The 24,589-nt window shown below is 67.0% G+C and carries 26 protein-coding genes; 12 read left to right on the plus strand and 14 right to left on the minus strand.

Going from position 1 to position 24,589, the window contains the following annotated elements:
- Positions 1-121: 121 nt before the first annotated feature.
- Positions 122-1,006, plus strand: coding sequence for a universal stress protein (locus L2Y94_RS10810; protein ID WP_247366440.1), 885 nt, complete (start codon positions 122-124; stop codon positions 1,004-1,006).
- A 44-nt stretch (positions 1,007-1,050) separates the two neighbouring features.
- Here L2Y94_RS10810 and L2Y94_RS10815 read toward each other — a convergent pair whose 3' ends face one another.
- A complete protein-coding gene (locus L2Y94_RS10815) occupies positions 1,051-1,713 on the minus strand; it encodes a BON domain-containing protein (RefSeq protein WP_247366441.1) in 663 nt (220 codons plus the stop codon).
- 171 nt (positions 1,714-1,884) lie between these two features.
- Here L2Y94_RS10815 and L2Y94_RS10820 point away from each other — a divergent pair, with 171 nt between their 5' ends.
- Positions 1,885-2,331, plus strand: coding sequence for an Hsp20/alpha crystallin family protein (locus L2Y94_RS10820; protein WP_247366442.1), 447 nt, complete (start codon positions 1,885-1,887; stop codon positions 2,329-2,331).
- Positions 2,332-2,406: 75 nt separating this feature from the next.
- Here L2Y94_RS10820 and L2Y94_RS10825 read toward each other — a convergent pair whose 3' ends face one another.
- A complete protein-coding gene (locus tag L2Y94_RS10825) occupies positions 2,407-3,363 on the minus strand; it encodes a bifunctional enoyl-CoA hydratase/phosphate acetyltransferase (protein ID WP_247366443.1) in 957 nt (318 codons plus the stop codon).
- A 126-nt stretch (positions 3,364-3,489) separates the two neighbouring features.
- Here L2Y94_RS10825 and L2Y94_RS10830 point away from each other — a divergent pair, with 126 nt between their 5' ends.
- Both L2Y94_RS10830 and L2Y94_RS10835 read left to right on the plus strand, forming a co-directional pair.
- Positions 3,490-4,248: an SDR family NAD(P)-dependent oxidoreductase gene (locus L2Y94_RS10830; RefSeq protein ID WP_247366444.1), complete on the plus strand. Its 759-nt coding sequence runs from the start codon at positions 3,490-3,492 to the stop codon at positions 4,246-4,248.
- Positions 4,249-4,325: 77 nt separating this feature from the next.
- Positions 4,326-4,877 carry an OmpA family protein gene (locus tag L2Y94_RS10835; RefSeq protein ID WP_247366445.1) on the plus strand — a complete coding sequence of 184 codons (552 nt, stop codon included), beginning with the start codon at positions 4,326-4,328 and terminating at the stop codon, positions 4,875-4,877.
- Between the two features lie 20 nt (positions 4,878-4,897).
- Here L2Y94_RS10835 and L2Y94_RS10840 read toward each other — a convergent pair whose 3' ends face one another.
- Entirely contained in the window at positions 4,898-5,485 is a 588-nt protein-coding gene (locus L2Y94_RS10840) for a GlgX family protein (protein WP_247366446.1), read from the minus strand.
- Positions 5,486-5,633: 148 nt separating this feature from the next.
- The gene (locus L2Y94_RS10845; RefSeq protein ID WP_247366447.1) at positions 5,634-7,061 is read right to left on the minus strand and encodes a glycogen debranching protein; all 1,428 of its coding nucleotides are present in this window, start codon (positions 7,059-7,061) and stop codon (positions 5,634-5,636) included.
- 103 nt (positions 7,062-7,164) lie between these two features.
- On the opposite strand from L2Y94_RS10845, the gene glgP reads away from it, so the two are divergent.
- The 6 genes from glgP (at position 7,165) to L2Y94_RS10875 (ending at position 14,048) form a co-directional block, all read left to right on the plus strand.
- Complete coding sequence (gene glgP, locus L2Y94_RS10850; RefSeq protein WP_247366448.1) at positions 7,165-9,645, plus strand: alpha-glucan family phosphorylase; 2,481 nt, start codon at positions 7,165-7,167, stop codon at positions 9,643-9,645.
- Positions 9,642-10,637 carry a universal stress protein gene (locus L2Y94_RS10855; RefSeq protein WP_247366449.1) on the plus strand — a complete coding sequence of 332 codons (996 nt, stop codon included), beginning with the start codon at positions 9,642-9,644 and terminating at the stop codon, positions 10,635-10,637. Before glgP ends, L2Y94_RS10855 begins: the two co-directional genes overlap by 4 nt.
- 28 nt (positions 10,638-10,665) lie before the next feature.
- Entirely contained in the window at positions 10,666-11,244 is a 579-nt protein-coding gene (locus tag L2Y94_RS10860) for a GNAT family N-acetyltransferase (RefSeq protein WP_247366450.1), read from the plus strand.
- A gap of 9 nt (positions 11,245-11,253) precedes the next feature.
- On the plus strand, positions 11,254-12,135 hold the full coding sequence (locus L2Y94_RS10865) for a universal stress protein (protein ID WP_247366452.1): 882 nt from the start codon (positions 11,254-11,256) through the stop codon (positions 12,133-12,135).
- An 8-nt stretch (positions 12,136-12,143) separates the two neighbouring features.
- On the plus strand, positions 12,144-13,265 hold the full coding sequence (locus L2Y94_RS10870) for a zinc-dependent alcohol dehydrogenase family protein (RefSeq protein WP_247366453.1): 1,122 nt from the start codon (positions 12,144-12,146) through the stop codon (positions 13,263-13,265).
- Positions 13,266-13,349: 84 nt separating this feature from the next.
- Positions 13,350-14,048, plus strand: a complete 699-nt coding sequence (locus L2Y94_RS10875) for a DUF2238 domain-containing protein (RefSeq protein ID WP_247366454.1) — start codon at positions 13,350-13,352, stop codon at positions 14,046-14,048.
- Here L2Y94_RS10875 and L2Y94_RS10880 read toward each other — a convergent pair.
- From L2Y94_RS10880 to L2Y94_RS10925, 10 genes are all read right to left on the minus strand, one after another.
- Complete coding sequence (locus tag L2Y94_RS10880; RefSeq protein WP_247366455.1) at positions 13,966-14,394, minus strand: CBS domain-containing protein; 429 nt, start codon at positions 14,392-14,394, stop codon at positions 13,966-13,968. The two genes, L2Y94_RS10875 and L2Y94_RS10880, sit on opposite strands and share 83 nt — an antisense overlap.
- A gap of 117 nt (positions 14,395-14,511) precedes the next feature.
- Complete coding sequence (locus L2Y94_RS10885) at positions 14,512-14,778, minus strand: acyl carrier protein (RefSeq protein ID WP_247366456.1); 267 nt, start codon at positions 14,776-14,778, stop codon at positions 14,512-14,514.
- Positions 14,779-14,855: 77 nt separating this feature from the next.
- Positions 14,856-15,170 carry a hypothetical protein gene (locus L2Y94_RS10890; protein ID WP_247366457.1) on the minus strand — a complete coding sequence of 105 codons (315 nt, stop codon included), beginning with the start codon at positions 15,168-15,170 and terminating at the stop codon, positions 14,856-14,858.
- Entirely contained in the window at positions 15,167-15,976 is an 810-nt protein-coding gene (locus tag L2Y94_RS10895; RefSeq protein ID WP_247366458.1) for an SDR family oxidoreductase, read from the minus strand. The genes L2Y94_RS10890 and L2Y94_RS10895 overlap by 4 nt, the downstream gene beginning before the upstream one ends.
- 2 nt (positions 15,977-15,978) lie before the next feature.
- Positions 15,979-16,632, minus strand: coding sequence for a tetratricopeptide repeat protein (locus tag L2Y94_RS10900; protein ID WP_247366459.1), 654 nt, complete (start codon positions 16,630-16,632; stop codon positions 15,979-15,981).
- On the minus strand, positions 16,629-17,300 hold the full coding sequence (locus L2Y94_RS10905; protein ID WP_247366460.1) for an iron-containing redox enzyme family protein: 672 nt from the start codon (positions 17,298-17,300) through the stop codon (positions 16,629-16,631). The genes L2Y94_RS10900 and L2Y94_RS10905 overlap by 4 nt, the downstream gene beginning before the upstream one ends.
- The gene (locus L2Y94_RS10910; RefSeq protein WP_247366461.1) at positions 17,287-18,777 is read right to left on the minus strand and encodes an AMP-binding protein; all 1,491 of its coding nucleotides are present in this window, start codon (positions 18,775-18,777) and stop codon (positions 17,287-17,289) included. The genes L2Y94_RS10905 and L2Y94_RS10910 overlap by 14 nt, the downstream gene beginning before the upstream one ends.
- The gene (locus L2Y94_RS10915) at positions 18,777-19,514 is read right to left on the minus strand and encodes a thermostable hemolysin (protein WP_247366462.1); all 738 of its coding nucleotides are present in this window, start codon (positions 19,512-19,514) and stop codon (positions 18,777-18,779) included. The genes L2Y94_RS10910 and L2Y94_RS10915 overlap by 1 nt, the downstream gene beginning before the upstream one ends.
- Before the next feature lie 157 nt (positions 19,515-19,671).
- Entirely contained in the window at positions 19,672-20,163 is a 492-nt protein-coding gene (locus L2Y94_RS10920) for a type 2 periplasmic-binding domain-containing protein (RefSeq protein ID WP_247366463.1), read from the minus strand.
- A gap of 3 nt (positions 20,164-20,166) precedes the next feature.
- Positions 20,167-21,267 (minus strand): porin, encoded by a 1,101-nt coding sequence (locus L2Y94_RS10925; RefSeq protein ID WP_247366464.1) that lies wholly within the window; start codon positions 21,265-21,267, stop codon positions 20,167-20,169.
- Between the two features lie 100 nt (positions 21,268-21,367).
- Between L2Y94_RS10925 and L2Y94_RS10930 the strand changes: the two genes are divergently transcribed.
- Complete coding sequence (locus tag L2Y94_RS10930) at positions 21,368-23,140, plus strand: sensor histidine kinase (protein ID WP_247366465.1); 1,773 nt, start codon at positions 21,368-21,370, stop codon at positions 23,138-23,140.
- Positions 23,086-24,516: a sigma-54-dependent transcriptional regulator gene (locus tag L2Y94_RS10935; RefSeq protein ID WP_247366466.1), complete on the plus strand. Its 1,431-nt coding sequence runs from the start codon at positions 23,086-23,088 to the stop codon at positions 24,514-24,516. The genes L2Y94_RS10930 and L2Y94_RS10935 overlap by 55 nt, the downstream gene beginning before the upstream one ends.
- Positions 24,517-24,589: the final 73 nt, after the last annotated feature.

Consider the following 24,589-nt stretch of genomic DNA (forward strand, 5'->3'; position numbering starts at 1 on the left):
GGTCGGAAGGAACGCGTGAAGACCGGTCCTGATCTTCCCGACCGCGGCGACGTTGACGAGCGTCAATCGTCGGCTTGGCCGGGTTGCCTAAAGTAGGTGTATCACCATCGGAGATGCGCCCATGTCCACGTTGACCGTCGCGACCATGGATGGCGCCGCCTTGCCCAGCCAGGTGGGGATGCCCGCCGTGGGCGATGTTCTCGTCGTCGCCGGCCCCGGATGCGTCGCGGCAACCCGCGTGGGCAGCTGGCTCGCCGCAAGGGGGCGCGGCGTGGTGACCGGTTGCGCCATGCCTGAGGCGTTCCATCACGGCAGGATCCGTGGCCGAGAGCCCACCGTGATGGCGCTCCTGCAGAGCACGCCCGAACGGCAACGCGGCGACGACCTCGGCAGGGACCACGCAGGCGAACGTTTCGTCCACGAGGCGCTGATCGCCGGTGCGCACGATCCCCAGTGGGCCGTGCTGGGGGACGATTATCTCCGCGAGCTGAAGGCGCTGTGCAGTTGGCACGACCTCATCGTCGTCCAGCGCACGTCGCCGGCGCGGGAGAAGCCGCTGGGTGGCCTGGACGAACTGGCGCTGGCCTGCGGCCTTCCGATGCTCATCCTGCCGACGCCGTGCGCACCGGGAGCGACGTACGACCGCATCGTGATCGCCTACGACGGCAGCGGCCCGGCCACGCGTGCGCTGCGATCGGCGATGCCTCTCATCGTTGCCGCACGCCATGTCCACCTCCTCGACGGAAGCGGCGGCCGGACGCACCTGCCGCGGTTCGATCCGATGCGTTTCCTCGCGCGTTTCGGCGTTACGGCCCACCGCAAGCGCGTGGCGGAGCGTTCCGTCGACGGCTCCCAATTGCTGGCGCGGGTCGCGAAGCTCGAGCCCGACCTGCTGGTGATGGGCGCATACGGACACTCGCCCCTGCGCGAGCGCGTGCTGGGCGGAACGACGCACCATATCCTGGGCTCGGCGACACTTTCCGTGTCCGTACTCGTCCAGCACTGATCCGATGGCGCGCTCCCGGCCTGGACCGGGAGCGACACCCGTCGTCAACCGGCATGCCACTGGATGTGCAGGTTGTCGTGCACGGCGCGCACGCCCGGCACCGACCACGCGGCACGTTCGATGGCGCGACGCTCCTCGTAGTCGCCCACGTCGCCTTCGAGCGTGACATCGCCAGGCGACTTGACGTCGATGCGTATCCGCGACGCTTCGCCGTCGACATGGCGACGAAGCGCGTCCTTGATCTTCTCGCGCACGTTTTCCGATTTCAGCGCCTGTTTGATCTCCACGTTGTTGAAGACGCCGTGGATACCGGTCAGCCGGCGGACCGCGGCTTCGGCGGCGAAGCGCTGGAAGTGCCAGTCCACGGTGCCGCTCAGCGTGATCCAGCCGTTGGACACCTTGACGTGGATGGTATCGGCGGGCACGCCGACGTTCCAGGCGATGATCCTTGCGGCACGCTTGGCGATCTCGTCGTCGTTGACCTTGGCATGCTCGGGAAGCCGGACCTCCAGCTCCTGCGCGAGCGCCTTGACGCCCTTGATGCGCCACACCGCTTTTTCCGCATCGATCTTCTGCGAGTAGCTGGGCACGTGGCCGTTGAGGGTCACCACGCCGTCCGCGACCGATACTCCGATACCCCTGGCATCGATGCCGGGCTCGAAGTCGAGCTCCTCGACGATGTCCTGACGCAGCTGCATGTCGTTCATGGTGCTTCTCCGTGGGAAGGAAGCTCCTTTCTAGCGAGGCCCGGATCGCCCGGCATTGATCGCGATCAATCGATCGCGCCCCCGATGGCCTAGGTTTCATGGGCGTATCCCGGCGGCGGGCACGTGCCGTTGCGGATACCCATCCGAAGACCGAAAGAGGAGTCACCGACCATGGCGAGCATGATTCGCTGGAATCCACTCAAGACGCTGTCCGCCATCGACCGCTTTCCCGATGTCGACGATCTCTTCCGCAGCACCTTTTCCCGGAGTTCGTGGGGCGGTGCGGATATCGCGCCCGACATGCGCATCGACGTGACGGAAAGCGACGGATCGTACAAGGTCAAGGCCGACCTGCCTGGCGTGGACAAGAAAGACATCGAGGTATCGATCAACGACAACCAGGTCGTCATCAGCGCCGAAGTGCGGCGTGAAACCCACCAGAAGGAAGGAGAGCGCGACATCGTGACGGAGCGTTCCTTCGGCCAGGCGTACCGCGCGTTCACCTTGCCCGCCGCCGTCTCATCCGACAAGGCCGACGCGCGTTACGAGGACGGCGTGCTGACCCTTACCCTGCCGAAGAAGGAAAACGGAAGCGCGCGCAAGCTCAAGGTGAGCTGAGACGACCGTCGCGCCTCCTCGCATCCGGGGAGGCGCGCAGCGTTGCCGTCGAGCGCCGTCGGCGCGTCCATCGCATCAGCCGCCGTGCAGCGGCGCGGGAGCGGTCAATACGGCGAGCGCGGCCGACGCCACGCGTGCCGCCGCTCCGTCGGCGCGACTGCCCAGGGCGATGGGAACGGCGGCGCCCATGACGATGCCGGCCGCGATGCCGTCGGCAAGCAGCACCAATTCCTTGGCCAGGACGTTGCCCGCCTCCAGATCGGGCACGATGAGTACGTTGGCGCGTCCCGCCACGACGGAATCCAGATGCTTGGCGCGTGCGGCGTCGGCGCGGATGGCGTCGTCCAGGGCCAGCGGCCCGTCGACCGAGGCCCCCGTGATCTGTCCCCGCTCGGCCATCTTCGCCAGGGCGGCGGCGTCGACCGTGGCCGGCATGGCGGCATGGATCGTCTCGACCGCCGCAAGCACCGCCACCTTGGGATGGCGGATGCCGATGGCCACGGCAAGGTCGATGGCGTTCTGGCAGATGGCGCGCTTTTCGTCCAACCCGGGCCTCACGTTGAGCGCGGCGTCGCTGACGATCAACGGGTGCGCGTAGCCCGGCACGTCGATCGCGAACGCGTGCGACATGCGCTTCGCCGTGCGCAAGCGGCTTTCCGGCGCGAGAAGCGCGTGCATCATGTCCGACGTGTGGATATCGCCCTTCATCAGCGCGGCCACGCGGCCGTGCTTCACCGCTTCGGCGGCATACAGCGCGGCGGCGGACGGCGTCGGCGACGCATGGATGGCGATACCGTCCAGCGAGCGATCGATCTCCGCCGCGACCTCGCGGATGCGCTTCTCCGGTCCGAAGAGCACCGGCTCGATCAGGCCCAGCGCCGTGGCTTCGAGAGCACCGTGCAGGGAGAGCGCATCGCACGGATGGATGATGCCCATGCGAAGCGGGGGGCGCTCCCGGCAACTGGAGATCAGCAGGCGGAATCGGTGGTGGCCACCGGCGTCGTGCAGGGCGCGGGTACTTTCGGTGGCCATGGTCGGCTCCTTCCCGTGATGACGAAAAAATCTACGACCCGTCGCACGGTGCGGCTTGATGCAGGTCAACTTCGTGGTCATGGACCGGATCCATGCTGGGTATCGTCGAACGCCGGAGGCGCTTTCATGAATCGGTTGAAGGGAAAGGTGGCCGTGGTCACGGGCGGATCCATGGGGATCGGTGCCGCCTGCGCCAGGCGCATGGCCCAGGAGGGCGCCGACGTGGTGGTGGCGGACGTGTGCCGTCCTCCGTCGGACGATGCGCCTACGGAAGGCGGCCGGATCGATTTCGTCCACGCGGACGTCGGGCGCGAAACCGAGGTCGCCGGCGCGATGCAGCATGCGCACGCGATGTACGGCCGGCTCGACATCCTCGTCAACAACGCGGGCATCGCCGGCGCGGACAAACCTACCCACGAGCTGACCGAAGACGAGTGGGACCGGGTCCAGCGCATCAACGTGAAAGGCGTCTTCTTCGGCGTGAAACACGCGGTGGGCCTCATGCGGGCCGGGGGCGGCGGCAGCATCATCAACCTTTCGTCGATCTATGGCCTGGTGGGCGCCGCCGACCTGCCGCCTTACCACGCGTCGAAGGGCGCCGTGCGGCTCATGACGAAAACCGATGCGCTGCTGTACGCGAAAGACGGCATCCGCGTGAATTCGATCCATCCGGGTTTCATCCGCACCCCCATGGTGGATGGCTTCGTGGCCGGCAAGGAAGGCGACGAAGCCGGGGGATTCCGGGCGCTCGCCGACCTGCATCCGCTGGGAAGGCTGGGCACGCCGGACGAGGTGGCGTGGTGCGCGGTGTTTCTCGCTTCCGACGAAGCCTCGTTCATCACGGGCGCCGAATTCGTCGTCGACGGGGGGTATACGGCCCGGTAGGGGGGCAACCCACATGTACAGGAGAACCGACCATGCGTTGTCATCGCCGTCTCATCGTGATTTCGTCATGTGTCCTCATGGCAGCCCTGACGGGCTGCCACGGATACGTCAAGAAGGCTGATTTCGACTCGGCGATCGCCGAGCTGCGGGCTACCGACCAGAAGCAGCAGCAGGAGATCGACGGTCTCGCCGAACAGATGCGTCAACGCTTCGCGGATTACGATGCGAAGATCGCCCAGACGAAGGGCCGCATCCGCGTGGATACCGCCACTCACTTCGCGTTCAACGATGCCACTCTCCGCGAGGAGGACAAGCCGCTGCTCGACGATTTCGCCAAGGTGGTGTCGGGCCAGTTCCCGGAGGCGATCGTCACTGTCGAAGGCTTCGCCGATGCGGCGGGCGGTAAGGCGTTCAACATGCGCCTGGGACAGGCGCGGGCCGAGGCCGTGCGCGACTACCTCACGTCCACCGGTGGCCTTTCGGCCGACAAGGTACGGGCGGTGAGTTACGGCAAGGCACGGAATCGCCAGGTGCTCAAGGACAAATGGGGCGACGGCGCCGAACCGAACCGCCGTGTTTCGCTCGTGGTCGACTACGCCGGATCATCCACCGCGGCCGGTGGCGGTTGAGTACCTGATTCGTCGGCGCGTCACGCCGGGCCGGATGCCGATACCAGTGCAAGCAGCTGGCCCGGCACCAGGCCGAGGAGGCCGCCGCAGGGGATCGTCGACGCCGTCGCGGAGGCGATCCCCGCATCGTCGCTATCGAGGACGATCCGCCAGGCGCGCGTACCCGGTGGCGCCGGAAGGCGGAACGCGAGCGTCGCGTCCCCGGGGTTCATCGCGAGGAACAGGCGTTCGATGGTGCCTGCCTCGTCCGGCGGATCGGTAAACAGAACGCCGAGACCCCGTTGGAAGACGTCGTTCCATGCCCGCGCGTCGAGTTCGCGGCCGTCGGGCTCGAACCAGCGGACGTCGGCATCCGTCGCTGCGCCGGCGGGTGGGATACCGGAGAAGAAGGCGTCGACGCGGGGAAAGCGCAAGGTGCGACGCAGGCGCAGTGCGGCGGCGACGCATGCGCGCAGGTCGCGCAGCGGATCGCCGAGCGCATGCCATTGGATCCAGCTCAGGTCGTTGTCCTGGCAAAACGCATTGTTGTTTCCGCGCTGCGTGCGTGACAGCTCGTCGCCCGCGAGCAGCATCGGTACGCCGCGCGACAGGGCCAGCGTACACAGCATGGACAGACGTCGGCGTCGCCGTTCCCCAAGCACTGCGGCATCGTCGGTATCGCCCTCGCGCCCGCCGTTGGCGCTCAGGTTGTCCTCGGTCCCGTCCTTGCCGCCGTAGGGGTTGGCCTCGTTGTGCTTGACGGCGTAAGCGGTGAGGTCACGCGAGCGTGAAGCCGTCGTGGCAGGTGACGAAATTCACGCCCATGCCGGGAGTGCGGCCGCCGTGACCGAACACGTCGCTCGAGCCGGCCAGTCGGGTGGCCAAGGCGCCACGGCTGCACGCGTCGCCGCGCCAGAAGCGTCGGACATCGTCGCGGAAGCGACCGTTCCACTCGCGGATCGGCGCCGGGAAGGCGCCCAGGGCGGTACCGTTCGGCGAGGCGTCCCAGGGTTCGGCGATGAGTTTCAGGTCGCACAGGTCGGGATCGGCGGCGATCGTTCGCCACAACGGGGCATTGGCGTCGAAACGGCCGGATTCCCAGCGTCCGAGCAGTGTGGCGAGGTCGAAGCGAAAGCCGTCCACGCCGATCTCGCAGGCCCAGTACCTGAGCGCGGCATGGAAGAGCGCGATCACGGCCGGCTGTCCCGGATCGAGCGTATTGCCGCATCCGGACTGGTCGACGTAGCGAGCCTTGTCGCCCTCGTGCAGTTGGTAGTAACTGGCGTTGTCCAACCCGCGAAGGCTTAACGTGGGGCCGTCGGCTCCGGCTTCCGCCGTGTGGTTCAGTACCACGTCGAGGATCACCTCGATTCCGGCGGCATGAAGGCGGTCGACGGTGTCCACCATTTCCCGCGCGTGTCCCGTGGAAAGGTACGGCGCATGGATGGCCAGCGGGGCGATGGGGTTGTACCCCCAATAGTCGGTCAGCCCATGTCGCGCCACCTCCTGCTCGTCGATGAAGCCGGCGATCGGCATCCATTCGATCGTGGTGATGCCCAGATCGTGCCAGTAGGCGATGAGCTCCGCGTTCGCCAGGGCGGCCAGCGTCCCTCGCTGGTGTTCCGGTACCGACGGGTGACGCATGCTGTAACCCTTCACGTGCATCTCGTAGATCACGGTGTCCGTCCAGGGTATGCGCGGGCGGGGAGGGCGCGGCAGGGACGATGCGACGATCGGCGCGGTGACCACGCCGCGGGGAACGTACGGTGCGCTGTCGCGCGCATCGGGCGCTTCGACGACGGACGACTCCCCGATCGCGTGGCCGAAGACGGCATCGTTCCAACGGAACGCACCACGCAACTCCCTGGCGTAAGGGTCGATGAGCAGCTTGTGCGGATTGAATCGATGGCCCTCGCCGGGCGCGTACGGCCCATGCACGCGAAGGCCATAGACCAGGCCGGGCGCCGCGCCTTCGAGGTACCCGTGCCAGAAATCGCCGTCGCGCGCGGGCAACGGCAGGCGTGCGATCTCGTTTTGTCCCGAGGCATCGAACAGGCACCACTCCACGCGTTCCGCGTGCCGCGAGAACACGGAGAGGTTGACGCCGCGGCCGTCCCAGGAGGCGCCCGGGGGCTGCGGTGTGCCGGCGGTGAGAACGAGGGATACCACGCTGCGCGCTGCCGTGGCGGAGAATCGTGGAGGCATGGAAACACCCGGCAAGCGGCGGATGCTTGACGAGGATCAAGGGCGATGCCCGGCGATCGACCGATCATCGCCGAAACCGCCGTCCGGAACGAAATGCCGTCGTATGCACCGGGTATCGCCGCGCACCCTCCCTCCCGGCCTGGAAGCCCTGACCGAGCTGGCGCTCGACTTGCGTTGGACCTGGAACCATGCCGTGGACGCGCTGTGGCAACGGGTCGACGCGGAACTCTGGAACGCCACGCACAATCCGTGGGTGGTGCTTCAGAACGTGCCGCAGGCCCGACTCGAACAGCTACGCTCGGACGAGGCCTTTCTGGCGAGCCTGGCGACGGCGACGGATGAGCGCGCCGGCTACCTGCGCACGTCGGGTCTGTGCGCGTCCCGATGGCCGGTCGATGTGCCGTCCGGCGTCGCGTTCTTCAGCATGGAATTCGGCCTGAGCGAAGCGTTGCCCCTGTATGCGGGAGGCCTGGGCGTGCTCGCTGGCGACTACCTGAAGACGGCCAGCGATCTTGGCGTTCCCATGACGGGCATCGGCCTGCTCTACCAGGAGGGGTATGTCAGGCAGACGATCGACGCTTCGGGAAACCAACGCGAAGCGTTTCCGTACAACGATCCCGTCAGCCTGCCCATACAGCCGGCACTGGGCACGGACGGATCGTGGCTGGAGGTGACGGTTCCGTTGCCGGGCAGGATGCTGCGATTGCGCGTCTGGCAGGCGCAGGTGGGCCGCGCCGCGCTTTACCTGCTCGACAGCAACCACGTACTCAACGGTGCCGTCGACCGCGGCATCACCGCCAAGCTGTACGGCGGAGGCGTCGAGATGCGTCTCCTGCAGGAAGTGGTGCTCGGCATCGGCGGCTGGAGCCTGCTGGCGTTGCTGGGAAAGGACGATGCGGTGTCGCACCTGAACGAGGGACACGCGGCACTGGCGGCACTCGAACGTGCCAGGCGGTACATGCATGCGAGGGATGTACCGTTCGAGGAGGCCTGGTGGGCCACGCGCGCCGGCAACGTGTTCACCACGCATACGCCGGTCGCCTCGGGGTTCGATGCGTTTTCGCCGTCGCTGGTCGAGAAGTACGCCCAGCGTCTCCTCGCCGACTGCCGGCTGTCCCTCCACGACCTTCTCGCGCTCGGCCGCGCGGATCCCTCGGACGACAGCGAACCGTTCAACATGACGTACCTGGCCCTGCGTGGCTGTGCGCAGGCGAGCGCGGTGAGCCGGCTGCACGGCGAGGTAAGCCGCCGGCTCTTCGCCCGGCTGTACCCGCGATGGCCGCTGGCCGACGTGCCCGTGCGCCACGTCACCAACGGTGTCCACGTGCCGTCGTGGGATTCGGCGCAGGCGGACGCCTTGTGGACCGCCGCCTGCGGCAAGGGCCGATGGCGCGGCGACCTCCGTTGCCTCGAAGCCGCCGTGGCGGCTACCGACGACGCCGCCTTGTGGAATCTTGCGGCGAGGCAGCGGGCTGAGCTGGTGCGTTACGCACGCGAGCGCGTGGATCTTCAGTCGGGCCTTGGCCGCGAATCGACAGCACAGGCGGCCGGCGTGCGAGGGGGGCTGGACCCGAACGTGTTGACGCTGGGCATGGCGCGGCGCTTTACCGGATACAAGCGCATGAACCTGTTGCTCCAGGATCCCCCGCGATTGATCCGCCTGCTGACGAACCCCTCGCGCCCCCTGCAGCTGATCGTCGCGGGCAAGGCGCATCCGGAGGATGTCGAAGGCAAGCACCAGGTGCAGGCATGGGTGGCGTTCACCCGGCGTCCCGACGTGCTCGGGCGTGCCGTCTTCCTGGAGGATTACGACCTCGCGCTCGCCCAGCGCCTCGTCCAGGGCGTGGACGTGTGGCTCAATACGCCGAGGACGCCTTGGGAGGCATGCGGAACCAGCGGCATGAAGACGCTGGCGAACGGCGGCCTGAACGTTTCCACGCTCGACGGTTGGTGGGCGGAAGCCTATGACGCGGCCTGCGGATGGGCGATTCCCGCCGCGGGTAACGATACGGAGGACGCCTCGACCCTGTATCGCCTCCTCGAGGACGAGGTCGTTCCGTGCTTCTACGAGCGCAATGCGCACGGGCTGCCGACGCATTGGGTCCAGCGCATGCGCGCGAGCATGTCCCGGCTTGCGCCACACTTCAGCAGCAACCGGATGCTGCTCGGTTATCTGGAGGATTTTTACCTTCCCGCGGCACGGGCGCTACGCCGCCGGTCGGAACACGAGAGCCTGGCGGTCTGGGCGCGGGACGTCTCCTCGCACTGGCACGAGGTCCGACTGGACGACGTGGACGTGGTGCTCGACGGGGACGCCTGGCGATTCCGCGCGCACGTGTACCTGGGCGGCATGCGACGGGAATGGGTAAGGGCCGAGCTCTATGCCGACGAACGGCATGGCATGCCCCGGCAATGCGTGCCGATGCAGGTCGGTTCCCCGATCGGCGGCTCCACCGGCGGTTACGAATTCGTTGCCATGCTTCCCGCCATTCGCCCGGCGGACGACTACACCGTCCGTGTGCGGCCCTGGCACGACGACGCCTTTCTTCCCGCGGAGCTGCCACGGATCGTCTGGCAGCGTTGAACGCCAGGCCACGGCGGTTGACGACGATCAAGAGCCTGCCGTTCGCGCTGGCCTATACCTCGTCGCAAGCCCGCTTCGAAGCACGGAGTATCCCCATGGTCGATACCGCCACCCACGCGGCGACACGCGCGCCATGGCCGGGCGCGGGCCTGTCCCGCGTACTCCTCGTGGCCCTGGAATCGCCGGCGGATATCGCGGCGGGAGGCTTCGCGGCGCTGGTCGCCAGGGAACACCAGGCGGCGCTGGCGATCGCGCGCGTGGTGCAGGTGAAGGCCCCCGCCACCGATGTCTGGGCGATGATGCCGGACCTCAGTTACCTCGATGCCGTGGCCGACGCCCGAACCCGGGGCCAGGCGTATTGCGACGCCTTGCGGAGCATGCTCGAAAGCCAGGGCATCACGGCGACGGCGTGCGTCATCGAGGCACTCGGAACGACCACGGCCGCGCTGGCGGCTCGCGAGGCGCGCCTTGCCGATCTCGCCGTGATGGGACGGCCATCGAGCGCGTCGATGGACCGCCACATGGCCTACGTGCAGTTCGCCACGACGCTCGTCGAATCCGGACGGCCGGTCGTCGTCGTTCCGCCGGACTTCAAGACGGCGGCGGCACCGCCTCGACGGGTACTGGTGGCGTGGTCGCCGTCGCCACAGGCGATTCGCGCGGTCAACGACGCGATGCCCTTGCTGGCGAAGGCCGATCGCGTGGACGTTCTCATGGTGGATCCGACGCCCAGTACCACGGAGCGCGCCGGGGAGTTCGGCGCGGGCATCGCCGCGCACCTGGAGCGCCATGGCGTTCGCTGCAGCGTCGCGGTGGAGCGCTCGCGGGGGCGGTCGAAGGGGCAGGTGATCCTTCAGCGAGCCAACCGTTCGCGCACGCAGCTCATCGTCGCGGGTGGCTATGGACACAGCCGCGTTCGCCGCTGGGTTCTCGGCGGCACGACGCGGACCTTGTTTCGCAACGCGTCCATCCCGGTGCTTTTTTCCCACTGACGCTCCACGACCCAGAGAGATCGCATCCATGACCCACGCCACGTCCACGCCCTCGTCGTCGCACAGTCCGTTTCCCCCGGTGGCCGGCGAACATGCCGTCACGACCCTGAACGACGGTACCCCGGTGCTTATCCGGCCGCTGCGCCCGGAAGACCGCGAACGCGAGCAGACCTTCATCCGGAGGCTGTCGCCCGAATCGCGTCGATGCCGGTTCCTCGGAGAGATGCGCGAGGCATCGTCACCGTTGCTCGATAGCCTCATGGACACCGATGGGGTGACCCGGGTCGCCTATGTCGCCCTCGCGCACGATAACGGCGAGTTGCGCGAAGTCGGGATAAGCCGCTATGCCTCCGCGTCGGACCGTACGCGCTGCGAATGCGCGGTGACGGTGGCGGACGACTGGCGACACCGAGGGCTCGCGGTCGCCCTGATGCACCACCTGATCGACACGGCGCGGCGTAACGGTTTCCAGACGATGTATTCGATCGATCTGGCGGAAAACCACGAGATGGAGGAACTCGCTCGACACCTCGGGTTCACCCGTGTTCCGGATTCCAGTGATGCCACCCTGGTCATGCATACGCTGCAACTCTCCACCACGCATTGAGGACCGGCCATGACGACGTCCGTTGCCCAACCCATGCCATCCACGAAGCCGCCGACGCAGCAGGCCTACCCCGACATCGCCGTGGCGCTGACCGAAACGGCGAGCGATCGCGCCGCTGTGGACGCCGCCATCCAGCTGGCGCGCGCTTTCGGCTCACGCGTCGACCTGCTGCAACTGCTCCTGATGCCGACACCGCTGGTGGACAGCTGGTCGCTGGTGCCCGACTCGGCATTCATCGAGGCCTACGACACCATTCGTGACGAAGCCAAGACCCAGGCCGCGGCCTGGCGCGAACATCTCAAGCGGGCGCACGTCACGGGTGAAGTGCACGCGCTGGAATCCCTGTACATCGAGCCGTCGTCGCTGGCGGCACAGGCGGCGCGCTGCCGCGACATGGTCGTGATCGGCGGTCTGGATCCCCACGACGGCGACGGGGCCTCGTCATGCCGCTATTTCAGCGGGTTGCTGTTCGAAACCGGGCTTCCCGTATTGGTCGTCCCGCATGGGGCGGAGCCGGTCCTGCCTCCTCGCCGGGCGACGGTGGCCTGGGCGGATACGCGCGAATGCGTTCGGGCCATCCACGACGCACTGCCGCTGCTGAAAGGCTGCGAGGCGGTGTCGGTAGCCTCGGTGAAGGACGCCTATACCTCGGACCCCGCGGAACCGGTCGCGCTCCTGGCGCGCCATGGCGTCGTCGCGGAGCCCGTATCCCTCAAGCTGTCCGGCGACGAAAGCACCGCGGCACGCATCATGGAGCATGCCAGCGCCTCGCATTCGCACCTGATCGTCGCGGGAGGCTACGGGCATAGCCGGCTGCGTGAGTGGGCCATCGGGGGCGTCACCCGCGAACTGCTCGCGCACTCCCGCATTCCGGTCCTTTTTTCGCACTAGGAAACACGATGGTGCGTATCGAGACCACGCCGTCCCTGAGGGTCTATCCGGGCCTGTCCGCGACCGGCGAGATGGCCCCCGCGTGGCCCGCACGAGGGGATCTCCGGCAAGCGGGCAGCCCGTGCACGGGCGTGGCCGGCGATACGATGCTGGCCATGGTGCAGGAGCGCGCGGGCGAGCCCTTGGTTCCGCGTCGCCTCGCCATGCCGTCGCCTTCGCGCGGCGAGGTACTCCTGCGTGTGGAGGCCTGCGGCGTATGCCGTACCGATCTGCACGTGGTGGATGACGAGCTGCCGCACATCGCAAGGCCGGTCATTCCGGGCCACGAATGCGTCGGCACGGTGATCGCCGTGGGTGCGGGCGTCGACGACGTGCGCGAAGGCGACCGGATGGGCGTGCCCTGGCTGGCCGGTACGTGCCAGCGATGCGAGTACTGCCTCGAGGGTCGTGAAAACCTCTGCGACCGTGCGACCTTCACGGGATACACGCGTCCCGGCGGCTTCGCCACCCATGTGATCGTGAACGCGGCCTACGGCGTCCGGCTCACGGCGGACGCCGATCCCGTCGCCACCGCGCCGTTGCTGTGTGCCGGCCTGATCGGCTGGCGGGCGCTGGAGAAAACGGACCGGGCCATGCGGATAGGGCTGTACGGGTTCGGCGCGGCGGCCCATATCGTTGCCCAGATGGCCGTCGCCCAGCGACGGACGGTGTTTGCGTTCACGCGTCCCGGTGACACGGCGACACAGGCGTTCGCGCGACGCCTGGGAGCCGCCTGGGTCGGCGGATCGGACAAGATGCCTCCCGAACCGCTGGATGCGGCCCTGTTGTTCGCGCCGGACGGATCGCTCGTGCCCACGGCGCTGCGTGCCGTGCGCAAGGGTGGGAAAGTCGTCTGCGCCGGCATCCACATGAGCGATATTCCGTCGTTTCCGTATCGGTGGCTGTGGGAGGAGCGGGAGATCTCGTCGGTGGCCAACCTCACTCGGGACGACGCACGTCGCTTCTTCGCTTCGTCGGTCTGTCGGGGCATCCGCACGACGACCCGGACCTACCCGTTGTCCGCGGCCAACCAGGCATTGGCCGATCTGCGCAATGGAGCGCTGGAGGGGGCCGCGGTCCTTGTGCCCTAGGACTTGCATGGCGGCGTTGATGCACGTCAATACCGCGGCGCCACGCCCAGGACATAAAGGCGCGACGCCCCGTGGAGACAGCCGGTGAACGAACGTCCCGATCGTGCCGGCCCGTTCGACACGGGCAGCCATTACGTGCTGCTCGCGATGTCCCTGGCGGTCATCGCCTGGTCGGGAACGTCGCCATTCCATCGCGACGACTGGCTGCTCGAGAATGCGCTCGTGGCGGTGGCGCTTCCGTTGATCGTCTACGGCTACCGGCGGCTTCGTTTCTCGTACGCAAGCTATCTCTCGTTGTTTTTCCTTCTCTGTCTTCACGAAATCGGGGCGCACTTCACCTACTCGAACGTTCCTTACGTGGATTGGTTGCGGTCGGCCGGCGTGTCCTGGCCATTCCCGGATCCGTCCCGGAACGGGTACGACCGCTTCGTCCATTTTTCCTACGGCGTGCTGGTGATGCCTGCGACGCTCGAGCTGTTCGCCAGGCGCGCGGCGGCGGGTATCTGGCGCTACCTGTTTCCGCTGACGTTCGTGATGGCGCATTCCACGGTCTACGAGCTGCTGGAGTGGATGGCGGCCAGCGTCTTCGGCGGCGACCTGGGCGAGGCGTACCTCGGAACCCAGGGCGACCCGTGGGACGCGCAAAAGGACATGCTCATGGCGTCCTCGGGGGCCGCCTTGTCGCTCACGGTACTTGCCCTCATGCGTAGGGGCGGTCGGTCAGCGCATCCGGTGCCAGGGCACGGGCAAGGCGCGCCAGGAGCTCGGCTACCGCCGCTGTGACATCCGTGGCGGAAACGATCCCGACCAGGGATCGGCCGGCGTCCACCAGGGGCAGGTGGGCGATGGAACCGCTCTCCATGGCCTGGACGACTTCGGCGAGCGATGCGTCGACATGACAGACCACGGCGGGCTTCGACATGATGTCGGTCGCCCGAACGTCCGCATGGGCGCGCCAGGGATGCACGACGAGGTCCCGCTCGCAGATGACGCCCACCGGAACATGGTCGGCGTCGACGATCGCGACGCAGGACACCTGGTGCGCAACCATCAGGTGCGCGATGTCCCCGACCGGGGTATCGGGCAGCGCGGTGATGACATGCGTGCGTCCGATGTCGATGGCGCGCATGGCGACCTCCCGTGGAGCGATGGCGCGATTGCCGGCTTCCAAAGGCATGTTGCATGGCACCGGCACGGGCGCGTTGACGCCGGTCAAGTGCGGGGGCTTCGACCCGCAGCGCTTCGGCTACGGCGATGAACGCGTCTTCGACGAAGGCGCCAGCGCCTCGCGAACGGCCCTGACCATGTCTTCCACGGTGCCCACCGTGAGATCGCAGGCTCCCACCGGCACGTTGATGTCGAAATCGTCCTCGATCTCGAAAGTCATCTCGATCCCGTGGAAAGAAGCCACCCCCAACGTTTGCAGGGTGGCGGTCGGCACGACGGTCGCGGCATCGATGCCCGCGCGGCGGGCGATGATGCGGATCACGCGGTCTTCGATCGGATCGTTCATCGGTGATGGGGTCCACGTGATGGCATCGGACGGCGAGATCCGAACGACAGGAGCGCGACGATCGTAGCCGCGCGGGCTTACCGGCAGCTTTCGGCGTGTCGAACGATGCCGAGCCGCGTTTTCCCCTTGACCCGGCATTCGGCGATGCGATTGCGTATCTGGGCTCCGACGGCCTCGGGCATGTCGGCGCAGCTTCCGCTGATTTCCATCCACACGAGGGGGCCGCGCCATATGAGCGCATGCCACTCCAGGTGCGCCACGACGCGTTCGACCGTCACCATCGCCACGATGTCTTCGCCTGCCTCGCGACCGATGGGAATCGACAAGCTGCTTCGCCGGTCCCGGGCGAAGCGCTCGTCCGAGGACACGAAATAGGCGTTGCGGGCCCTCATGACACACCTCGCGCGTGGTGCGACAGATCCGGCAAAACCTTCGCGAGCGCACCGTCGACCAGCGACGGAAAGATACCGTTGAGCCGTGCGAAGAAGCTCTCGGGAAAGCCCAGATAGGCTTCGCTCCGCTCCTTCTCGATCGCACGCACGACGTGCGACGCGACCCAGGAGGGTTCGTCCATGCGCATGAGCTTCCGTTCCGCCATGAGGTGGACGGCGGGGGGATTGAACGCGGTGCGGACGGCCCTGGGCGCGACATAGGTCACCCCCACGCCGGTGCGGTAAAGCTCCCGCCGCAGTGCTTGCGAGAAGCCGCGCAGCGCGAACTTGCTCGCCGAATAGGCGGCGAATCCGGGATAGCCGATGCTGCCGAAGGCGGAGCCCACGTTGACGATGCGCCCCGACCCGCGCCCGAGCATTTCCGGCAGTACCTCACGCGCCATCTGCATGGGAGCCTCGACGTTGACCTGCATCGTCTGCGTAATGGCGCTGGCGTCCGCCTGGTCGAAGAAGCGGAAGTCGAGGACCCCCGCCAGGTTGATCAGGACGTCGACGCCGCCGAATCCCTTGGCCATGCGTGCCACCGCGGCGCGACGAGCCGCGGCATCGGTGAGGTCCGCCTGGAGGACGATCGCATCCATCCGGCGTGTGGCCACGAGATGTTCGAGGCTGGCTACCGAGGCGTCGGTACGTCCCAGCAGTCCCAGCCGCGCGCCCTTGGCACCGAGCGCCGCCGCCAGTTCGCGACCGATGCCGCCCGCCGCCCCGGTGAGAAGAATGCGTTGTCCACGTAGGTCGAGTGTCATGGTCATTTATCCGCGGAGAGGGTGTCGATGAGTTTCTGCGCCTGGGCGCGCCGACCCTTGTCGGCGAGCGGCTGATCGCTTCGCGGCGAGGCCGCCAGGGCCTTCCGGAGATGGGCCATGGCGCCGGCCTTGTCGCCCGTCCTGTAGAGGAAATCGGCGTAGAAATAATTCGGATCGATACCGTCCGGATCGACCTGCAACGCCTTCTCGAGCAGGGACCGGGCCTTGTCCTTGTCGCCGAAGCCGAGCGGCCATCCGGGTACCTGGTAATAGAGACTGCCCAGCGTCGTGTAGATGGATCCGTTCAACACGTCGGGCTGGATCTTCTGCGCCTCCTGCAGGAGATCGCGAGCGCGCTTGGCCATGCCGAGGGCGCCCAGGCCGCCATGCTCACCGGCATGCGTGGAAAGAATGATGGCTTGCCACACGCGCGGCTCGGCACGCCGCGGGTATTGCGCGATCAACGCCGACCCTTGCGTTTCGAGCGCGGTGTACGCGTCGTCCTGCTGCGCCTTGGGCACTTCGTACGTGACGTGCGACCAATCCCTGGCCAGGGTCTTGATCGCCGTGTCGACATCGTCGGCATGCGAAAGGGCGGGGAGGGCGGCGAGGCATGCCGACACCAGGATGGCGGTCAGGGAGCGGGGCATGGTCATGGCAGGTTTCCCTCGGAAGTGGCGGCGTCGATCTCGCGGAAGATGTTTCCGTAAAGCTCGTAGAAGCGGTTTGCCGCGTGTATGAGGACGTGCCGGTCTTCGTCTTCCTCCAGGCGGTCGACGAGCTGCTGGTAAAAGCCGACGTGATCCACGTCGAGCGCGCCGTGAGAGGTGAGGTAGCGGAATGCGGATTCGGGCAGACCGAGGGCGGCCTGCAGCGCGCCGGCCGCGCGCGTGGCGAGCGCGACGCTGACGCCTTCCAGTACGAACACCATGCCGAGGAACGACACGGGGTTGCCGCGCGCGATGCCGTCGTGGGCGTACGCGATCATCAGTTCCGTGGCGCGCATGGGCGGTGCCTGGCGGATCCGCTCCGGGTTCTCGCCGCAGGCGCGCAGGTCGTCCAGGATCCACTGGTCGTGGCCGATTTCCTCCTCGATGTACTCCGCGACGGCAGGCAGCATCCAGCGGAGCCGTTCGGGCAGGTGGTATCCCATGCCCATCATGAGCGGAACGGTCTGCCTCACGTGCTGGTAGGCCTGGCCCAGGAAGGCGACGTATTCGCGTGGCGACACGTCGCCGCGCAGCGCCCTCTGGATGATGGGAATCGACAGGAACGCCTGGCGATGGGCCTCCGTCTCGCGCACGAGGCGGTCATGGTTGGGCATGCTGCTCTCCTCTCTCGTAGAGGGTTTCGATGGGTAGGGCATAACGCGCGGCGATCGCGGTGCGGTTCAACGCGCCACCGGATCGCGCGAGACCGTTGGCTGCGCCGAACGGCGCATCGGCCTGGAGCCATTCGCGTACGCGCGCGTAGTCGGGCAAGCGCGCGTTGGTCGCGTCGATAGCGGCCTGGATGTGATCGGGCCGGGCGCCGGGCATGGGAACGACGACCGCGACGTTGAACTCGCGCCCCTCGCCGAAGACGGCGGCTTGCTGGATGGCTCGCGTCGCGATGAGCTCACTCTCCACCCACTCCGGCGATACGTTGCGCCCGAAGGCCGTCGCGAACGCGGTCTTCTTCCTGCCGCTGACGTAAAGGAAGCCGTCCGCGTCGAGCCGCCCGATGTCTCCGGTGTGCCAGGTCTTCGGAGGCGCCTCGTACTGTCCCAGGTAGCCCGCGAAGAGCGCGCCGGAAACCACGATTTCACCGTCGTCGGCCACGTGGACCCCGGCGTGTGGCAAGGGCATGCCGACGCTTCCCGCGCGTTCGCTACCGGGACGATTCATGCTGACGACCGAGGTCGCCTCGGAAAGGCCGTAGCCCTCGTAGGCGGGGATACCGAGCGCCCGAGCGCGATCGAGCAGCGGTGCGGAGCAGGGCGCGCCACCCACGGCGACGAACCGCAGGGAGGGAGGGAGCGGCGCGCCGGCCTGGGCGCATTCCACGGCAAGCTTCAGCAACTGCGGGACCAGGATCGTCGCGGTGGGAAGCCATCGGTGAAACGCACTGATGAACGTGCCGGGATCGACCGCACTCGATCCGGTGAATCCGCACTGCGCCAAGGCGGGCAGCACGGCGGTCGCACCGCGAACGATCGGTACGTAGATCCCGCCGATGTTCGCGAGCAGGGTCGACAGCGGAAGGACCGTCAGGCTTCGATCGTCGGCACATGCCGCCGCCGCGTCCGCCAGCGCTTCGGTCACCTCGCCGATGGCCGTTCGCGTGACGCAGACGCCCTTCGGCTGTCCGGTCGTGCCCGACGTGTAGGTGATCTTGCCGGTATCGGAGGGCAGCGTGCGTCGGCTCGCCGGCTGAAGCGTATAGAAGTGGAGTTCGCCATGCGCCACGACGACCGTCTGGTGACGCAGGACGCGCGACAGGGGAACGCCGTAGTCGGGACGATCGGTGATGAGGAGGTCCGGCGCCGCGTCGGTCAACAGATGCGCGACCTGCTCGTCGCTGAAGAAAGGTGGTATCGGGATCGCCACGGCACCGCACTGGGCGATGGTCAGGTCGACGACCGCCCATGGCACGCCGTTGCCCATCATCACCGCAACGCGTTCGGCGGCGATATGCGCGCCGACCTCCGCCACCGCCCGGAAGAGCTGCCGGTAGGTCATCGCGCAATCGGCATCTTCCAGCGCGACGTTCTCCGGCCGTTCGAACGCGTGTCGCCCCAGTTGTTTCAGCACGTTCAGCATCAGGCGCCTCCGCACGGCGAGGCACGCAGCGACCAGCCTGGACGGGCACTTTCCCGGGCGTCGCGAAGCAGGGTGCGTAGCCTGGGCTGCGAATCGCCCACATGCCGGTGCAGCTTCCCCTGGCCGGATTCGATGTTGCCTACGCAGACGACGGGATGGGCATGGTAGTAATCGCCCCAGTGCCGACCGCCATCGTCCAGGCGCGAAGCTTGCGCGTCGGTGAGCACGATGGGATGCAGCCCGAGGCGATGGAACGCGTTGAAGAGCATGCGTGTCGCCGTGAAGAGCACCCAGCGGTAGCCCCGCGCATGCAGGTGATGGGTCGTGGCCGAGATCAACCAGCGGGTATCGCCCGGCCTGTCGAGAGCCAGGTGTCCCACCTCGACGAGTCCATGGCGGCCGATCTGCACGCCCAGGCGATCGGCGATGATCTCCTGTGCCGGGTCGGCCAGGTACTGTTCCGAGAACAGCGTGCCTTCGAGACCGCCGCGAAAGCCGACGACGGCCCGGTACTGCGTGGCGTCGCGGAAGCCGAGCAGGGTGGGATGGAACGTCGTGACGTCGGCACCGTAGCGTCGCTTGAAGACGCGATGGACGAATGCCTCGGCGTGTTTCCGATCGGGATGCCCTTCATCGAGGACATCCACGCACACCGGGCTTTGCAGCTCGGCGAGCAAGGGCTCCACGGTATCGAGCACACAAGGGTCGGACGGGCGCGGGAGCGGGCTCAGGGACATGGGACTTCGTTCGCCGGGGTGGGTTGCCCCTACGAAGCGATATTCATGCCATCGTACCTATGTTCATGAATAACTTGATGAAAAGCGGAATTTTTACATGCCGATCGGCCCTTCGTTTCTTGCAGTACGCACGGATTGTCTGCAAAAAACGTAGGACTCAGGGAGCGCCGTTGCGCTCGGGACACAGGCCCGTGTCGTTGATCGTCGGCGGCAACGGAAGCAGCATCACGACACGGATGCTCGCGTCGGCATGGCACGACGCGACGTAGCCGACGGCACCGGGCGTCGACGCCACGAAACGAACCACCGCCTCATCCGAGGCGAGCACGTAAGGCGGGCTCACGCCCTGGAAGTACTGCCGGTCCCAGTAATCCTGCATCGGCCGTTCCGCCATATGCAGCACGGCTCTCGTGAACGCCTCGCGCAGGGGAGAGTCGGCCGGGAGGTTGACCGGTCTCAACCGGGTGCCGTCGTCGTCGACGAAGATGCGCTTGAGATAGACGTTGCGGAGCGTGTCCCGATCGAACGACAGGTGAGGGGCGGCCGGCGCCGTGATGACGGCAACCTGTACCTGCGCCGCCCCCGCGGTCTGGCCCGCGAGAGCCAGACCGCAGAGCAGGACGCGTGCGGCGTTACGCGGCGTGAGCATGGCTCAGAACAACACCGAGATCGACGCCAGCCAGCCGCCCGGGACGATGTCGCCGCCCTTGGTGTTGCGATGCTCCAGCTTCAGGACCAACCCGGGAATGGGGCGATAGTTGAGCGCCTCGGTTCGGACGAGAGTCGTCGTCTCCGGTACGGACGTGTGATACCGCTCGACACGGCCGATCAGATACAGGTGGGACGCGATGGGAATGCCCGCCTCGACGAAGCCGCCGCGCTCGCTGGAAAGCGGCGACGCGCCGCTTCGGTAGATCGCCTCCCCGGTGAGCTCCACGTACCGCGTGGTCCACGTGAAGTCGATGCCCGTAAGCTTGTAGTCGTGCCGCGGCTCCTCCAGCTGGTAGGCGACGTAGGACGCACCCACCGCGAGGCTGTCACCCGCCAGGTGATACAACACGCGGCCGCCCACCGCATGGCGGAAGTTGTTTCGCGGGCTCCGGTCACCGGTGTAGTCGGTAAAGGCATCGTCCGCATCCTGGCCGACGCCCAGGTTCTTGCTGTCGTCCGCGAACAACCAATAGTCGAGGTCCCGTCCCTTGACGGCGACCGTTCCGAACGCCATGGCGCCCGCCGCATGGCGGGCGAACGCGGCGGACGTGGAAAGGGGGCGCGAGACGGTCCAGGTCAGCGGATCGGCGTGGACGAGGTTCCACTCGCCGATGGGCGTGAGGAACTTGCCGACGCGCAGCGTGATGGCGGGAGTCGCGTGGAAGTCGGCGTAGACGCGCTCCACGTCGATTTTCGCCTCGCCGCCGTCATTGCCGGCGCCGGTCACGTTCACGGTACGGGACGTCGCCAGTTCGGTGAAGAACTGCCAGCGGTCGCCCAGGTCCTTGGTGACGAACAGGCTTACGTCGCGCAGGCTCGAATTGGCGCGCGACCCGTCCAGGTCGAAGACATGCACGTCGGCGTATCCGCCGAGCCGCAGGCCCAGGCCGGGAAAATACAAACCCTGGCCGAGGGAGTAGGGGGCCGCCCGCCATGCGTCGCCTTCCGTCGTGTCGGCCGCGCGAGCGCCGCTCGCGATGAAGAGGGCCGACCCCAGGGCGATCACGCCCAGGACGAGGGGACGAAGCGGATGCCGGCTCATGGAAATACCTTCAGGGGCGAAACGTCGACGGAGGGAGGATGGCATAAGCTACGCCCGATTCTGCGACACTGTCGCAGGCATTCCTTAAGCTGGCCCCGCCTTGACGACACGATCGGCACTCTTCCGACTCCTTTTCTGGACCATGCTCGGCACGATGACCGTGGTCGGTGCGCTGTCGTTCTTCCAATTCCGCGGCGCCTTGCAACGGGAGATCGCCGGAAACCTCCGTTTCGGCGCGACCGCGATGATGCAGCGCATCGACACCTTCCTGTTTTCGCATGTCGAGAACATGCGCGTCTGGCGAGGCATCGAAGTCATGCAGGACATCCGGGTGAAGGACGTCGACAAGCGGCTATCGCGTTTCCTCTCCAACCTGCGCGCCGGTCAGGACAAGGTCTACGACGCGCTGCTGTGCACCGACATGCAGGGGCGGGTGGTGGCCGCCAGCGACGCATCCTACATCGGCGGCCAAGCACCGGGTCTATCCGGGTGGCGGACGGTCCCCGGACAGGGCCTGGATACCATCTCGGTGGCGCTGTCGTCCGATGGCCAGGGCACGAAGGCCATCGTGTTGCGCACCGCCATTCCCAATGCGTTCGGCGACGGCTCGATCGGCTATCTCTACGCCTTCCTCGACTGGCGAGCCGTGCAGGATCTGCTCGATGGCGCCGTGAACCGCGGCTCGCGAGGGCTGCTCCTGGTCGATCGCGACGGCGACGTGCTCGGGGCATCGTCGGCGCTTCGTGCTAAGCCGGAACTAAGGCAGCTTCATTTGAAACGCTGGGATCTTCCCGCCGCCGGGTCGACATCGTACGTCCATGACGGAAGCGGGCTCGGGTATGGAGAGCTTCTCGTCGGCGCGGCCACGTCGGGTGGTTCACCGCCGTTCGAAGGCCTGGGGTGGCATACCCTCATGCTCGAACCGACCACGGTGTCGTACGGTCCGATCTGGGCACTTCTCTGGGCGATGGTCGGCGTGCTCCTGGCCACCTTGCTGGCGGGGCTGTGGATTTCATCTCGGCTTGCCGACCGCATCGTCGCACCGATCGTGTCCCTGACGGATTTCACCCGTGGCTTTCGCCAGGGACAGACCTCGCTTCCGGCGAAGCCGTCCCGCGCCACGTCCGAAGTGGATGAGCTTCATCGAGCGTATACCGAGATGATCCAGGCGCTCGAGCAGTCGCGCGAGCAGGTCGTCCGCGCGGGCAAGCTGGCCGTGGTCGGCGAGATGGCGGCGATCATGGCGCATGAGGTCAGGACCCCGATGGGGATCCTGCGCAGCTCGGCCCAGCTTCTTCAAAGGGAGCCCGACCTCGACGAACGGCAGCGCGAGCTGATCGGCTTCATCTTCAGCGAAACCGAGCGGCTGAATCGGCTGGTGACGCTCCTGCTCGAGTGCGCGCGTCCCCAACCTCCGCAATTCATGTCGCACGACGTGATCGAGATCGTGGACAGCGTGATCGCCTTGCTCGAATCCCGTGTCGAACGCGCCGGCGTGACCCTGTCGAGGCAATCCGATGGCGGTGACGTCGTGCTCAGCTGCGATCGCGAGCAGTTCATGCAGGTGTTCCTCAACCTGATTCTCAATGCCTTGTCTTTCGTGGGCGAGGGCGGGCGCGTGCGGGTCAGCACCCATCGCGACGAGGACGCGCTGTGGATCAGCGTCGCCGACGACGGGCCCGGCGTCCCGCCGGAATTCCGGCAGCACGTCTTCGACCCGTTTTTCAGCCGAAGGGAAGGCGGTATCGGCCTGGGCCTCACCATCGTGCAACAGATCGTGCAGGCTCACGGCGGCACCTTGTCCGTCGGCGAAAGCGCATGGGGTGGAGCGTCCTTCAACCTTTGTTTCAAACAGCAGACACCCGGCACATGACGACGAAACGGATCCTGGTGGTCGACGACGAGGCGAAGATGCGGCGCATCCTCGAGCTTGCCCTCAAGTCCATGGGGCACGCGGTGGAGCAGGCCGGAGACGGCGAGGAAGCCCTCGCGAAGATCGAGTCCGGATCGTTCGATCTCGTGTTGACAGACCTGCGCATGCCCCGCCTGGACGGCATCGGTCTGCTGACTGCCTTGCGCGACGCAGGCAGCGATATTCCGGTGATCGTTATGACGGCCTACGGAACCATCGAGACGGCCGTCGCCGCGATGAAGGTCGGCGCCGCCGACTACGTCATACGGCCCTTCGAGATGGAAACCATCGAGATGGCTGTCACCCGCGCGTTGACGATGCAAGTGGTCCAGCGCGAAAACCGCTTCCTGAAAGACGAGGTATCGCGCGGCTGGGGAGACTTCGTCGGCACCAGCCAGGCCATGCAGGCGCTCTACGAACTGCTGAGGCAGGTCGCGCCCGCACGTAGCAGCGTCTTCGTGGTGGGCGAAACCGGCACCGGCAAGGAATTGGTGGCCCGTGCCCTCCATGTCGCCTCCGGTCGTAGCGGCCTGTTCGTGCCGATCAACTGTGCCGCCATTCCGGCGGACCTGTTGGAAAGTGAACTGTTCGGGCACGTCAAGGGCGCGTTCACGGGCGCGGCGCGCGACCGCATCGGCAAATGCGAGCTCGCCAGCGGCGGCACGCTGTTTCTCGACGAGATCACGGAAATGCCTATCGGCCTCCAGGCGAAGCTGTTGCGCGTCCTGCAGGAGTCGGTCATCGAGAAGGTGGGCAGCAACGTGGCCACGCCCGTCGACCTGCGTGTCGTCGCGGCGACCAACCGCGAACCGCAGCATTCCGTGGAAGCGGGCATGCTCCGGCGCGACCTCTATTTCCGGCTCAACGTGGTGCGCGTCGACGTGCCGCTGCTTCGCGACCGGCGCGACGACATCCCGCTGCTCGTCGACTACTTCATACAGAAGTACTCGGTCGAGCTCAGCAGGGCGCCGCCGAGGATGTCACCGGAAGCCCTAGGCATCCTGCAGGCGTATGCGTGGCCGGGCAACGTGCGGGAGCTGGAAAACCTCATCGAGCGGGCCATGGTGCTGTGCCGCGGCGACACCATCACCGTGGCGCACCTTCCGGCCGAGCTGGCCCATACGACGGTGTCCGAACCGCCGACAACGGCCGGATCCGCAGCCGAGGCTTCGCTCGGGCAGTCATTGGCATTGCGGCCGCACGTGGACGAGCTGGAACGACGGCTGATCGAATCGGCACTCGAGGCGGCAAGCAACAACAAGGCCGCCGCCGCGCGGCTGCTCGAAATCAGCGAACGTGCGCTTTGGTACAAGATCAAGCGTTATGGGCTTAGCTGAGCCAGAAGGCCCTGGACGGTGGGGGCGCTATCCCGACCGCATCGGTGCGGTGGGTTTGCAGGGCCCATAAGCA

The organism is Luteibacter aegosomatis (assembly GCF_023078455.1).
Classification (GTDB): domain Bacteria; phylum Pseudomonadota; class Gammaproteobacteria; order Xanthomonadales; family Rhodanobacteraceae; genus Luteibacter; species Luteibacter aegosomatis.

Bases quoted from the DNA above. Each gene is read 5' to 3' on its own strand.
- L2Y94_RS10810 (WP_247366440.1), top strand. From the start codon at position 122: ATGTCCACGTTGACCGTCGCGACCATGGATGGCGCCGCCTTGCCCAGC.
- L2Y94_RS10815 (WP_247366441.1), bottom strand. From the start codon at position 1,713: ATGAACGACATGCAGCTGCGTCAGGACATCGTCGAGGAGCTCGACTTC.
- L2Y94_RS10820 (WP_247366442.1), top strand. From the start codon at position 1,885: ATGGCGAGCATGATTCGCTGGAATCCACTCAAGACGCTGTCCGCCATC.
- L2Y94_RS10825 (WP_247366443.1), bottom strand. From the start codon at position 3,363: ATGGCCACCGAAAGTACCCGCGCCCTGCACGACGCCGGTGGCCACCAC.
- L2Y94_RS10830 (WP_247366444.1), top strand. From the start codon at position 3,490: ATGAATCGGTTGAAGGGAAAGGTGGCCGTGGTCACGGGCGGATCCATG.
- L2Y94_RS10835 (WP_247366445.1), top strand. From the start codon at position 4,326: ATGGCAGCCCTGACGGGCTGCCACGGATACGTCAAGAAGGCTGATTTC.
- L2Y94_RS10840 (WP_247366446.1), bottom strand. From the start codon at position 5,485: ATGCTGTGTACGCTGGCCCTGTCGCGCGGCGTACCGATGCTGCTCGCG.
- L2Y94_RS10845 (WP_247366447.1), bottom strand. From the start codon at position 7,061: ATGCCTCCACGATTCTCCGCCACGGCAGCGCGCAGCGTGGTATCCCTC.
- glgP (WP_247366448.1), top strand. From the start codon at position 7,165: ATGCACCGGGTATCGCCGCGCACCCTCCCTCCCGGCCTGGAAGCCCTG.
- L2Y94_RS10860 (WP_247366450.1), top strand. From the start codon at position 10,666: ATGACCCACGCCACGTCCACGCCCTCGTCGTCGCACAGTCCGTTTCCC.
- L2Y94_RS10865 (WP_247366452.1), top strand. From the start codon at position 11,254: ATGACGACGTCCGTTGCCCAACCCATGCCATCCACGAAGCCGCCGACG.
- L2Y94_RS10870 (WP_247366453.1), top strand. From the start codon at position 12,144: ATGGTGCGTATCGAGACCACGCCGTCCCTGAGGGTCTATCCGGGCCTG.
- L2Y94_RS10880 (WP_247366455.1), bottom strand. From the start codon at position 14,394: ATGCGCGCCATCGACATCGGACGCACGCATGTCATCACCGCGCTGCCC.
- L2Y94_RS10885 (WP_247366456.1), bottom strand. From the start codon at position 14,778: ATGAACGATCCGATCGAAGACCGCGTGATCCGCATCATCGCCCGCCGC.
- L2Y94_RS10890 (WP_247366457.1), bottom strand. From the start codon at position 15,170: ATGAGGGCCCGCAACGCCTATTTCGTGTCCTCGGACGAGCGCTTCGCC.
- L2Y94_RS10895 (WP_247366458.1), bottom strand. From the start codon at position 15,976: ATGACACTCGACCTACGTGGACAACGCATTCTTCTCACCGGGGCGGCG.
- L2Y94_RS10900 (WP_247366459.1), bottom strand. From the start codon at position 16,632: ATGACCATGCCCCGCTCCCTGACCGCCATCCTGGTGTCGGCATGCCTC.
- L2Y94_RS10905 (WP_247366460.1), bottom strand. From the start codon at position 17,300: ATGCCCAACCATGACCGCCTCGTGCGCGAGACGGAGGCCCATCGCCAG.
- L2Y94_RS10910 (WP_247366461.1), bottom strand. From the start codon at position 18,777: ATGCTGAACGTGCTGAAACAACTGGGGCGACACGCGTTCGAACGGCCG.
- L2Y94_RS10915 (WP_247366462.1), bottom strand. From the start codon at position 19,514: ATGTCCCTGAGCCCGCTCCCGCGCCCGTCCGACCCTTGTGTGCTCGAT.
- L2Y94_RS10920 (WP_247366463.1), bottom strand. From the start codon at position 20,163: ATGCTCACGCCGCGTAACGCCGCACGCGTCCTGCTCTGCGGTCTGGCT.
- L2Y94_RS10925 (WP_247366464.1), bottom strand. From the start codon at position 21,267: ATGAGCCGGCATCCGCTTCGTCCCCTCGTCCTGGGCGTGATCGCCCTG.
- L2Y94_RS10935 (WP_247366466.1), top strand. From the start codon at position 23,086: ATGGGGTGGAGCGTCCTTCAACCTTTGTTTCAAACAGCAGACACCCGG.